General features: G+C 45.6%; 10 protein-coding genes. 3 read left to right on the forward strand and 7 right to left on the reverse strand.

The window, feature by feature from the left end:
- Positions 1-2,936: X2-like carbohydrate binding domain-containing protein (locus M2444_RS31720; RefSeq protein ID WP_280789007.1), on the reverse strand; the 2,936-nt coding region annotated here is incomplete at its 3' end.
- A gap of 351 nt (positions 2,937-3,287) precedes the next feature.
- Entirely contained in the window at positions 3,288-4,529 is a 1,242-nt protein-coding gene (locus M2444_RS31725) for a purple acid phosphatase family protein (protein ID WP_280788978.1), read from the reverse strand.
- A 219-nt stretch (positions 4,530-4,748) separates the two neighbouring features.
- On the opposite strand from M2444_RS31725, the gene M2444_RS31730 reads away from it, so the two are divergent.
- Genes M2444_RS31730 through M2444_RS31740 form a run of 3 tightly spaced genes read left to right on the forward strand, consistent with a single transcriptional unit; the run spans position 4,749 to position 8,109 of the window.
- Positions 4,749-5,462 (forward strand): polyphosphate polymerase domain-containing protein, encoded by a 714-nt coding sequence (locus M2444_RS31730; RefSeq protein WP_094874549.1) that lies wholly within the window; start codon positions 4,749-4,751, stop codon positions 5,460-5,462.
- Between the two features lie 2 nt (positions 5,463-5,464).
- Complete coding sequence (locus tag M2444_RS31735) at positions 5,465-6,193, forward strand: DUF4956 domain-containing protein (RefSeq protein ID WP_094874550.1); 729 nt, start codon at positions 5,465-5,467, stop codon at positions 6,191-6,193.
- Between the two features lie 32 nt (positions 6,194-6,225).
- The gene (locus tag M2444_RS31740) at positions 6,226-8,109 is read left to right on the forward strand and encodes a CotH kinase family protein (RefSeq protein WP_280788979.1); all 1,884 of its coding nucleotides are present in this window, start codon (positions 6,226-6,228) and stop codon (positions 8,107-8,109) included.
- A 209-nt stretch (positions 8,110-8,318) separates the two neighbouring features.
- On the opposite strand, the gene M2444_RS31745 is transcribed toward M2444_RS31740, so the two are convergent.
- From M2444_RS31745 to cysK, 5 genes are all read right to left on the reverse strand, one after another.
- Positions 8,319-8,960, reverse strand: a complete 642-nt coding sequence (locus M2444_RS31745; RefSeq protein ID WP_280788980.1) for a YcnI family copper-binding membrane protein — start codon at positions 8,958-8,960, stop codon at positions 8,319-8,321.
- A gap of 50 nt (positions 8,961-9,010) precedes the next feature.
- Positions 9,011-9,676 carry a response regulator gene (locus tag M2444_RS31750; protein WP_094874553.1) on the reverse strand — a complete coding sequence of 222 codons (666 nt, stop codon included), beginning with the start codon at positions 9,674-9,676 and terminating at the stop codon, positions 9,011-9,013.
- The gene (locus tag M2444_RS31755) at positions 9,673-10,491 is read right to left on the reverse strand and encodes a sensor histidine kinase (RefSeq protein ID WP_094874554.1); all 819 of its coding nucleotides are present in this window, start codon (positions 10,489-10,491) and stop codon (positions 9,673-9,675) included. Before M2444_RS31755 ends, M2444_RS31750 begins: the two co-directional genes overlap by 4 nt.
- Positions 10,492-10,736: 245 nt before the next feature.
- Positions 10,737-11,690, reverse strand: a complete 954-nt coding sequence (locus M2444_RS31760) for a hypothetical protein (RefSeq protein ID WP_280788981.1) — start codon at positions 11,688-11,690, stop codon at positions 10,737-10,739.
- A gap of 20 nt (positions 11,691-11,710) precedes the next feature.
- A complete protein-coding gene (gene cysK, locus M2444_RS31765; RefSeq protein WP_094874556.1) occupies positions 11,711-12,631 on the reverse strand; it encodes a cysteine synthase A in 921 nt (306 codons plus the stop codon).
- Positions 12,632-12,698: the final 67 nt, after the last annotated feature.

Below are 12,698 nucleotides of genomic sequence, written 5' to 3' on the forward strand. Positions count from 1 at the left end.
TCTGCTTGATTCGCAGTTTTCTTATCAAAGCTTGCGGTTGTTGGCGTTATCGTGGAGTTGGATACTGGTGTTGTCGTATCTGTCACCGCAACCGCCAAGGATTGCGTAGCTCCCGCGCTAAAGCTGAACGTCAACGTGGTTGTTCCTACCGCTTGTATCGCCAGATATGATTTCTTAATCGTCACCGTCGATCCGCTGACTGTGTAATCCGTTCCAGCTACGAGGGTGGCTGTTCCGTTCTTGATCGTGCTGAGTGTGTTTCCGTTCAGCGTCATAGTTACTGCTATATCAGCTTGATTCGCTATTTTCTTATCGAAGCTTGCTGTTGTTGGCGTTATCGTGGAATTGGATACTGGTGTTGTCGTATCCGTCACCGTAACTGCCAGGGATTGCGCAGCTCCCGCGCTAAAGCTAAACGTCAACGTGGTTGTTCCTACCGCTTGTGTCGCCAAATATGATTTCTTAATCGTCACCGTCGATCCGCTGACTGTGTAATCCGTTCCAGCTACGAGGGTGGCTGTTCCGTTCTTGATCGTGCTGAGTGTGTTTCCGTTCAGCGTCATGGTTAGTGCTACATCTGCTTGATTCACTGTTTTCTTATCAAAGCTTGCGGTTGTTGGAGTAATGGTTGAGCCTGTAGCTGGTGGATTGACAGGGTCAGCATACAAAGTGCCTCGGCCATTCGTTCCAAGATATACACGTCCGTAAATTCTTGGGTCACCAGTAATCGCCATATTAATCTTGGCGTATTGGTGGGCACCGTCATTAATACGAACCCAAGTTGCGCCAACATCATCAGAACGGAAGACACCCCGCACGCCATCAATCTTCGCTACCGTGTACAGTGCCATGTAAGTTTGACCCGGAGCAGCCATTCCATAACCAATGAGATCAGCTTCTTGTACGTTGCTTAACTTTGTGAAGCTCGCACCAGAGTTCGTGGAGTGCCACAAACCATACTTATTCTCAGTCGTATTTCCTCCAGCAAACCAGAGGTCACCTTCAATACCGGGAACGGCCTTCATACTGATCTGAGCTTCATTCGGCTGTAATCCAGCTACATTATTCGTTGGGAATCCTGAAGCTGAAGTGGCAGTAAATGTAACTCCGCCATCCACACTAACATAGAAGACCCCAGCAAAAAATCCATAAAATTTGCTAGCATTCACTCGGTCAGATGCTACTTTTGCTCCTGCAGGTAATCCTGTGCTAGCTGTCCAAGAATTCCCTGAAGTTTTGGAGTAGTACACACCAATATCCGAGGTGCTCCACAGTATGGAGTTCCCACTTGCAGACACTGCAACTTGTCCATGCCCTACTGTTGTTTTGGTCCCATTTGAAGGTTCGGAATTTGGCATATACCAGTTCACTCCACCATCGTTAGAGATACCAATGGATTTCATACTTAGTGTCTTCTCTTTATCTGCGCTGCCTACCCGTACCATAAAAGACGGACTCAACTCAGCATAATCAATGCTCATTGTTGTTGCCCATGAAGGACTGGTCTGGAATTTAGTTGGAGCTACCGACAAATCCTCATGACGGAAACCAGAAACGTCACCAAGTGCAGTGATTAAATGGGAGGTTCCCGTTGGCGGGCTTATCAGTCCGAGCACAGCCGTTTCCTCCACACCCTTTGCCATAACAGAGATATTCACCTTGCCTCCGGTATCCCATGAGGTCAAATTGTTCGAGCCATAAATGGTAGCCCCCGTACCATACATCATCCGGTTAGAGTTGAATGGGTCAATCTCCAGATCGCCCATCATCCAGCCGAGCTTCGGTGAAGGATCAAGCGAGGTCGAAGTCGTTCCATGATCGAGCCAAGGTGCTGCTGTGATATCCATACTGAACTTATAAGTTCGTTCTGGATAATTGCCCCAGTCCCAAATCCGGCTCCATGTTGCACCACCGTTCGTACTGCGGAAAATCACTTCATCAGGCCACCAAGCGTTTAAACTGGATACCATAACTGTGTTAGGATTTTGAGCATCCAAAGCTAAACCACCGAAGCCATACCAATTATCCGTTCCGGTTGAAGGACTGATATTCGTCCAAGCACCGCTTGTTTTATTGTATTTCCAAACCTCACCTTTACTTCCGTCATAAGGACCTACACCATTGCTATAAGTAATATATAGATCGCCTGTAGATGAAAGCACGCCATGATGTGGCAAGTAGCCCGTAGGTTGTCCTGCCAGAGCTGTCCAAGTCACGCCTCCATCTGTACTGCGATAAACGCTGCTTGCTGTGTCGGCAACCCCTACATATATCGTTTGAGTCGCATTGCCAAGTGTTCCTGTGCTTTTATCAAACGTGATCCAGGATAAGCCAACGAGATCATTTCCATAATCCAGTGTCGGATTCTGAATATATGTTCCTACATTCGTAAAAGAGGTTACCTTCGCCCAAGTCACACCGGAGTCCGTACTTTTCCATAGTCCATTACCACTTCTGGCTCCGAAGAATAAAATATTATTCTTATTCGGGTCGATGACGAGGCGTTCACCCGCAGAGCGGCCCGGCATATTGCCACCTACCTTAAAAGGCAGTGGAGTGGTTTGCCAAGTGTTTCCCCGGTCATTAGAGCGCATGATCTGACCGTTATTATCCCAGGAGTTAGTATAAGTGCCTGTTGCCATATAGACTTTGTTTGGATCAATAGGATCTGTAGCAAGGGCATCCACGCCATTCTTATTCCAATCCACCCAGCCTACGGAGTCACTAATTGAAGTCCAACTAGAGGTAGCCTGATTCCAGCGATAGGCACCCCCGATATCTGTTCTGGCATAAATTAAATTGGGTTCAGACTGATTAAAAATAATACCGGGCACAAAGCCCCCGCCTGCTCCCGTTACAACACTTTTCCAGGTATACGGTTCACTTGAAGCTGCATGGGTAGTAGCTGGGAATGCAGAGAATAAAGAGCCTACCATCGCGCCAAGCAGGACTAATAGTCCTGTTTTTCGGATACGGTTACGAATCACGTTTTACGCCTCCTACAATTTTATTGGTTTGCTTTTTCTTTTCTCCTACTCTTAATCCCCCGCTTCACCCCTCCCCCTAAACATGAATTTCTAAAAATACTGATAACGCTTTCATTATAATGTCAATCTTTTTCATTATCGAGAGAAAATGGTTATCTCTTTATGAAGTTTGTCACTAAAAATCGTACCATTTTCACACCATAGCTTACATTTCACAAAAAAACAGGCGCCACCTTATAAGATGACATCTGTTTCTCGATGGTTTACTTTATTGATTTGTTGCGCAAAAGCTATTACTACTTAATGCGTAAGCACAAATTCATCCAGCATTTTTCCATCCACATCATAAGCTTGATAAGTTAAACTATCCTTGGTAACACTAATCCCTGCGAACATTTGCTTGTAGTTTTGAAAATGTACCGCATGATAGAACTGATCCTCTTTTTTCTCGTTAAATTTCCTTCCGGAGGCATTGGTCACCACATATACAGTCCCCCGGTAAGCCCCTTTAGGAATCTCGCCTTCTGGAACGATTGTTCCGCCTCGCAACGGGTAGGATCTGGAGTACTCATGATTATGACCCTGCAGTACCAAATCAACCTCATATTTATCAAAAACACCTGTCCAATCTTCTACTTTCTTATACGAATTCCCCCCGTAAGCCGGGCGGTGCATAGCGACTATCTTCCACTTCTTATCTGTTTTCTTTAAATCTTCTTTGAGCCACTCTGTTTGTTTTTTAATATTACTCTCTGTATTCAATACTGTGATATGCACAGGTCCGTAATCGAACGAATACGAGGTGCCTGCAATGGAGCCTTTTGCCCCGTTATCTGGCAGGTTGAAATGTGAAATATAATACTTCGCGTCATCATCCACCTCATCATGATTGCCTGTGACTGGCATTAACGGGATCCCTGAAATCCAGCCCTGAATATTGCTAAAAAACTCATCCCAGCCCGCCGAATCCTCCGGGTTCTCCGTCAGATCCCCGTTATGTACAATAAACTTGGCTTCCGGAAAGGTCTGAAAAGCCTTATTCATTGTCTTCCCCCACAGTTTAAAATCCTCCGCAGACTCTCCTTGGGAATCTGTAACGTTGATAAACGTAACACTATCGAGTCCTGTCTCTTCTGTGGTGAATTCTGCAACTGTACTCCATTCCCCCTCAACACCACTGCCCACCCTGTAAGAATATAACGTCCCAGGCTCAAGTCCGGTTACCTCAGCTTTATGAACACCTCTGGTACCCTTATCTGTTTTTATAGAACTGCTATCTGCTTCTACCCTTAATACATCCGAATTTGCAAAAGAGGCGACCTGTCCCTTTACGAACTCCAAAATTCCTGCGGCATTGGAATCATTAGTATACCAAGTAAACGCACGGCTCGTGCCCGCATCTCCCTTAAAGGTGGTGATCAGATCAAACGGGGTTGATGATTTCGCGGAACTCCCGGATTTGGACCACTCCATCCCAACAGCCACCAAGATTAATACAATCACTAAGATCCCTAGGATGATGGCGAATTTATAGTCTTTCATCACGGTTCCTCCTTAAGTCCACTCTCTAGTCTTCTAACTAAGATAGCCTTCCAGAAAGTCAGAAGTCAAATTCATAGATCCATACTTTTGTTAACGCAGTGTAAAACATTCAGCTAACATTCAGTCTATTTTAAGTTAAACATAAGGTCTGTCTCCTAGAATTAGTTGTGCAAGAAGGTTAGCCAACAACAGAGATAGAGATAGAAACGAGGTGGGAAAATGAGTAACAAGCTGCAATTCCGGCATGAGCTAAAGTTCTTTATTAACTATCATCAATACCTTATATTGCGCCAGCGATTACAGAGCTTGATTGATACAGACCAACACGCCAATGAGAGTGGCGAATATCATATTCGCAGTTTGTATTTTGACGACATCAACAATACAGCGCTTGCCGACAAACTTGGTGGTCTCAGAGAACGCGCCAAATATCGGATTAGAATTTACAACATTCAGGACCATATCATTCACTTTGAGAAAAAAATAAAAATGGACGATTACATCGCCAAAATCAAAGAGCCGCTGACCCGTCAAATGTACGACGAGATCATGGCAGGCAACTATGAGGTCCTAAATGTCCCAGACAGTCCACTGTTCATGGAATTATACAATCAAATGCGCCATAACCTGCTTCGGCCGAAGGTTATCGTGGATTATGTTCGCGAGCCCTATGTTTGCCATAACGGCAATGTACGGATTACGTTCGATAAGGATTTACGTACCGGTCTGCATTCGACGGATATTTTTGATAAAGATCTGCATCCGATTCGGGCAATGGATGAGAACTTCATTATTTTCGAAGTGAAATTCGATGAGTACATTCCGGAATACATTAAAATCGCGCTGCAGTTAGAGGGGCTGAATAGACAGTCCGCTTCAAAATATGTGATCTGCCGCAAATTTCTAAAAACCAACACTTGGGAGGATTATTGATTATGAATGCATCACTTGCATCGCTAGCAGCAACTGCAACCTCAGATACAACCACAAATACTTTTTCAGATATTATTAAAAATTCGGTGATGGACAACTTTGTATCCGATATTAGCATCTCGAAAATGCTCATCACGCTGGGTGTAGCTTTTCTGATCGGCTACTTCATCTATCTGCTCTACAAACGTGTATTTAGCGGAGTATTGTACTCCAAAAGCTTCAATGTCTCCCTAATGGGCATGACCATGATTACAGCCACTGTTATCATTGCCATCAACTCTAACCTTGTGCTGTCCCTCGGTATGGTCGGTGCCTTGTCCATCGTTCGTTTCAGAACGCCGATCAAAGATCCGACAGATCTGATCTTCTTATTCTGGGCCGCTGTCGCAGGGATCGTAACTGGCGCAGGATTCTTCACTTTAGCTATTGTTGGTTCGATCATCATCGGTCTAATTCTATTTCTGTTCATCAAACATTCTGCTATCGAAACACCCTACTTACTGGTCATTAACTGTGATAGTGATGAAAGTGAACGTGAAGTTCACAGCCATATCACCAAATCTGTGAAGCGCTACAACGTGAAGCAAAAAACCGTATCCGCAAACAATATTGAATTGACACTGGAGCTTCGTTTGGATGATAAAGTAGGCGGCTTTGTCAACACTGTCTCCGATCTTAAAGGTGTCAAAAATGCACTCCTGATCAGCTATAGCGGCGACTATGTATCTTAATTATTACAACAAGATGAAGGACGGTGCCACAGATGAAAGCCAGAGGTAAATCAATCCTGCTGAGTTTTTGCTGCCTGCTGCTGGTCATCGCCGTAGTTGGTTGCCAGAACACAAGTCCATCTGCAACAAATAACAATGCGTCAGATACGCAGGAGAAGGTGATTTCAAGCGATGAGAAAAGTTTAGACGATCAGATTTTTCCAAAAGACAAGGTCGCCGATGTCAAAATCACTCTGGACCCGGATGATTTTCAGGATATGCTGGATAATGCCAGCGCGGAAGAATATAAAGCCGCATCCGTGGAGTACAATGGCATTAAATTTGATAACGTGGCCGTACGGACCAAAGGAAATCTTAGTCTCAGAAGTGTAGTGCAAATGACAGACTCTGATCGCTACAGCTTCAAAATATCTTTTGATGAGTATGTGAACCAGAATCTGTTTGGCATTACAAAGATCAACCTGAATAATAATTACAGCGATGCTTCTTATATGCGTGAGTTTCTAACCTATGAGCTCGCTGAAAGTGTCGGACTCCCAACACCGAAATATTCCTTCGTCAATGTATATGTCAACGATGAACTAAAGGGCTTCTATCTCGCGGTGGAACAGATCGGTGATGCTTATCTGGAACGCAATTTTGGCAACGCTTATGGAGCACTTTATAAAGGCGTTATGACTGGCCAGGGCAGTGATTTGACTTGGCTTGGCGATGATCCATCGCTATATACCGGACTAGAAATGAAATCGGATAAATCCAACGATGATATTCTCATCGACATGCTGGATGAGCTTAATAACGGCAATGATTATGAAAAATACATCGACGTAGAGGAATCCTTGAAGTATATCGCTCTAAATGCGGTAACGGCTAATATGGACAGCTATTTAGGTGGTAATAAGCAAAATTATTACCTGTATGAAGATGATGGAGTCTTCTCCATACTGCCATGGGATTATAATATGGCCTTTGGGGGTATGGGTAGTGCAGATGTGCTGATTGACGAGCCCACTCAAGGCACATTGGCAGAACGTCCGCTGATTGCGAAGCTGCTTGCTAACGACGAATACAAAGCGAAATATCACGAGATTGTCAGCGAGATGATTAATGGCTATCTAGCAGGCGACACTTTCCAAACTCGGATGGATCAGCTGGACATGATGATTTCCAGCTATGTCAAAGCGGATCCATCTGCTTTCTATACCTATGAGCAATATGAAGAAGGGATTAAGTCTGTTAAGACCTTCATGTCGAACATGGCAAAAAATATCCAACAGCAGCTCGACGGCACCATCCCTTCCTCTGGTGACGGATCGGGAAGCGGTATGGGTGGTGGTATGGGCGGCGGTGGCTTTGGTGGCGGTGCTAGGAATGGCGCAGCACCGGGAGCCGCTGGTACTAACGGCGACAGTGCTGCTGCTGGAATCGACGCTACTGCACAGAGTGCCGAAAGTGGGCAAGCACCTGCGGATGGGCAGGCTCCGCAAGGTAGCACAGGTGGCGAACCTGGTGCCATGGGCGGGCCTGCTATCCCTGAAGGCGGCAATGGTCCTGGCAGTAATTCACAAGCAGCGGGTGGTGGGCAGACCAATCAAGCTGACAAAACCGCTACTAACGGGCAGGCTCCCCAAGGTGGACAAGACAACACCAATGGGCAAGCTGTCCAAGGTGAATTTAACGGAGGTGCAGGCGGTGAGCCCGGTGCCATGGGTGGACCTGGATTCCCTGAAGGCGGCATGGGCGGTGGCGGCTTTGGTGGCGGCATACCTGGAGGTATGGGCGGTGGTGACTTTGGTGGCGGTGGTGCTGTCCAGCAAAAAGGCAGTACGAGTGAAGCCATCACAACTGGCGTCGCAATCCTTCTCTTGCTGCTGACCGCAGTTTTTGTAACCTTTTATAAGCGGAAACGTCTGTAGTTCAGTAAAGTTATCCTTATTATCCAATCATTCATACAAGAAGCCTCCGTCGTTTAATCGCGGAGGCTTCTTGTATGATCCCATATCATTTGTGAACTCCACACAAAAAAACCGTGAACCGTTTCATACTTCACTACGAAACGGTTCACAGTTATAAGTTCAATCTTCTTTTTTATCCTACTCTGATCACGGAATACAACGATTCCACCTTACTCTTTCCGACCACGCAATATACTTATAGCCGCTATCAAAAAGGCAAGTAAAGATATCCCGACTGCGATATAGACCATTGGATTGACACTGGTTGAGTTGTTCTCATTTTCCATGATGGCATTATGCTCTTCCATGCTCATACCATTGTCACTGGAACCATGAGAATGCTCACTACCATCGGAGGCTTGTACAATCGTAGTAATAGAATGCGGATTCTCTGTTCCAGCCTCACCGGACCATTGCACCAAGCTTCCATCGGCATAGTGCTGATAAGCATTCCATGCGATATCACCAGCGGCATCAGGGTTCTTAGCCGTGAAGTAGAATCGTTGGAATTGTCCTGCTTTAATTCCTTCTCCGTTAGCGATCCAGCTAACTTTGTTCCCGTCAATAGTAACATCCCAGCCTGGTGTAGCTTCATATTGCTTAAACTCGGCACCTGCCGGAATTCGTAGATCCACTTGTACAGTTGCCACTTCTTTTTCTGAAGGGACTTTAAGTGTGTATGTCTCCCAAGCTCCGGTGCTGGATTGTGCTGGGGCCACGGTTACGTGTGCGCTAGCTACAGCTGCAAACAATAGTAGCGTTGCAGCCGATGGTGCGAATAGTGTCATTATTTTACGAGATAATCTGTTCATGGTTAGCCTCTTCTCATCCATAATTATATAACTTCATCCTTAACTTCTTGCTATACATCTTTAGAAAAATCCCGTTTACGTGAAGCAAGCCCTTGCTCCAAGGCATAGCGCGTTAGCTGTGTACGGTTTTGTAGTTGAAGCTTTTGGAGAATGTTCTTCAGATGATTTTTTACGGTATGCTCCGAAATCCCCAAGCTTAAGGCAATCTCCTTGTTCTTCGATCCAGAAGACACACAGCTCAAAATTTCTTTCTCCCTTGCCGTCAATGACTCCCCTTCATCCGTTACAGCAGGTACGGTGAACTCTTTCAAGATTTGAAAAGCCAGCTCCCGACTTAGGGGCGCTTCTTCATTAACAATGGCCTGCAAATATTGAATCCAGGTGGAAGGTGCCAGATTCTTTAGCAAATACCCCTGTGCACCTTGCTTCAGCGCTTCGAGGAGATGGGAAATTTCGTCCGATACTGTAACGATAACGATTTTGACATAGGGATATTCCTGCTTGATCCGGCGAGTAGTCTCCAAACCGTCCATCACAGGCATCTGAATGTCGATTAGAATGAGATCAGGCATCCATTGTGCTGTAAAAGCGATTGCCTCAGCGCCACTCTCCACTACACCAATGACCTCAAAACTGTCATCCATGGACAAAATCTCACACATAGCCTCACGTGCATGCGCATGATCATCCACAACTAAAACCCGGTATCGGCTCATAGACTGACTTCCCCTTTCATAATTTCAACCTGGGTGCCTGTGTCACCAGAAGTCAGCCTAAGCTTCCAGCCCATCCCCTCAACACGTTCCTTCATGATCTGAAGTCCATAGCTGCCACTCACTTCAAATGGATCATGCTCAAATCCCTCTCCATTGTCTGCAACAACTACTCTCCAGCGCTTCTCATCGCCAGCTCCAGTAATTGAAACCAGCCCCGCTCGTGTATGCTTGCGAACATTAATGATCGCTTCGCGGATACAGGATAACAATTCTGATTTTTCTGAAGGGAAGAGCGCATCATCTTGCAGGCTCCAATCGAGAGAGGCTTCGATCATAATCTCATTTGCCATCTGGGCTAACTGATCTTTTACCGACTGTTCCAATGAAAAAGAACTCTGTTCAGAGACCGGTATCTTCAGATTAGCGATGGCCTGCCGCACATAACGATTCACCTCATGGACGGTTTTTTTGATCTGATCCACACTTTCCTCACTGACTCCACCATTCTTGCGGCTTGCTTCTAGCCGGTCGATTTTGACAGATAAGAGGAATAAAGATTGCGCCATCCCATCATGCAGTTCCTTGGCTAGTCCTTCCCGAGCCTTCATTGCGTCTTTTAGCGCACGTTCCTGCTCCAGCTCCCGCTGATTTCGCTCCATAAGAGAAAACAAAGGAAGTAGCAATACAAGACTGACCAAAAACACAAGAACCGGCGTCAAATAGTTCCCCAAGTCCATTGAAATATAAGGCATTAGAAACTGATGGCGTACGACTTCCCAGATCCCTACCATTAGCGTTGGCAGTAACAGGATCATGTACTTTATTCGTGTATACGTTGCCGTCCCCTCCTGCACATCTTATGAATAACATTATCACCGTCTTATCTTAGCCACATGACTCGATCGGGCTATATTGACCTATTAATGTTACAAATTTAAGTATTTTAAAAGATGAATGCCGACATTTATACTATCATAAGCAAGCTTTCTTATATTGTAGCAAAAAAAAGATACATCTTACGATGCACCTAACCATTTCTACGTTTACAGTGAATTCCTATCTATATCGGCGAAGTATACCGTCCATATTGGATGTCCATTTCCTTAAATGAATCTCCTTCTTTATGCAAGAAAAATGTATTGACTCCCTCTGCCCCCCACCAGTTTATACCGAGTAGCGGACCCTCTGAGGTTTCAGCAGCAAAAAGAATGGAGAACATTTCAGGCCTGACCTCTCCGCCATCATCCACCCGCCAAACTGAATATTCATCGCCTTGAATCACTGCCGGATAGTCCATGAAGGTAAATTCATCTTTTTCTTTCCAGACAAGACTAAATAACATCTCCTGATCCAACCTTACAAATTGAACGAGATACAGCTGCCGATTTGCAGATAGGTCTGCCAGCTTCCATATTTTCTGAATTTCACGTTTTTTCGTATCTACAATACGCTCTCGAACACTTACTTCCACAGTAGACAAAGCTTCTTGACCCTCTAAAGTTTCAACCGGCAAAAGCGCATCAACCTTAAAGTCTATTTGATCCGTCAAATAGTAGGTTTCATCCGGGGTCGCACTTTCCTCTTCCACCGTATAAAGATAACCCGCCAGATTCTCAAAATTATGCGCCATCTCCCGGCCATTACTGTTCTCTGTTCCATCCTGCCATTTATTAAATTTAACCTTTAATACATTCCCCTGATCACCAATAGCCTCATTTAATTGTGTCATCTCCTGGTCCAGCCCTTTTTCGTGCCCGGTGACTAGCATATTCCGCCCCTCTGCATCCGCAAAGCCAAAATTCCCTCTCAGCTTCTTGGTATCTAGATAAGCTTCTGTCTGCTGTATGCTTGGCGTTGGCTCTTCGCTAGGAGGAAGCGCTGGAGAAGGCGATACAGTTTCCGCACTTTGTTCCGGTGTAGAGTCTAAATGATCCTCATTACTCGTCAACGAGCTGTTTCCAGAACAACCCACCAACATAAGAACAATTAAGAAACTTATCATGACCTTATTCATTCTTATTCCTCCAAACGAAGTTAGAATATTCCCATGCTCAGGTAACGTTCCCCTGCATCAGGCGCAATACATAGCACTCGCTTGCCGGGTCCGAGGCGCCGTGCTTCCTGCAATGCAGTCCATACTGCGGCACCACCTGATGGACCGAGCAGAATCCCTTCCAGTGCAGCCAGCGTTCTCAACGTTTGCAATGCATCTTCATCCGAAACTTGAACGATTTCATCGTAGATCTTCGTATTCAGAATGGCGGGTACAAAGCCCGGACTGGTTCCAACCAGTTTATGCGGTCCGGGCTTTCCCCCGGATAACACTGGCGAGCCTTGCGGCTCAACAACAAGAATGCGAATATCAGGAAGCTGCTCACGCAATACTTCTCCAGTTCCTGTAATCGTGCCTCCTGTCCCTGACGATGCAACGAACACGTCCAGCTTTCCTTCCATTTGCTCCATAATTTCAAGCGCTGTCGTTGTCCGGTGAATGTCAGGGTTCGCTTTATTCTCGAATTGCTGTGGAATAAAGCTGTTCGCCACTTCTTTCCCCAGCTCGATTGCTTTCGCTATAGCCCCCGGCATCCGCTCCGCTGCAGGTGTCAGGACCACTTCAGCACCATAAGCCTTTAGAATATTGATTCGTTCCTTCGTCATATTATCAGGCATGACAAGAATCGCTTTATAACCTTTTGCAGCGGCATTCATAGCCAATCCAATGCCTGTATTTCCACTTGTCGGCTCTATAATAGTCCCTCCGGGTTTCAGTAGCCCAGCTAGTTCTGCTTGCAGAATCAGATTATAAGCGGCTCTGTCCTTTACACTGCCACTGGGATTGAAGCGTTCCAGCTTTACATATAGTTCTGCATCTTGGGGTGTGGTCAACCGATTTAGTCGCACAACCGGTGTATTCCCAATCAGCTCAGTGATATTGTTAACAACAAGGGATGTCATTCCTAGAGCCTCCTTCAATTCTTTTCCTTCCATTATTGTAACTTGAGCGGCACCTCCTGTCGATTCA

The organism is Paenibacillus sp. PastF-3, assembly GCF_029893135.1.
Taxonomy (GTDB): domain Bacteria; phylum Bacillota; class Bacilli; order Paenibacillales; family Paenibacillaceae; genus Paenibacillus_AQ; species Paenibacillus_AQ nitricinens.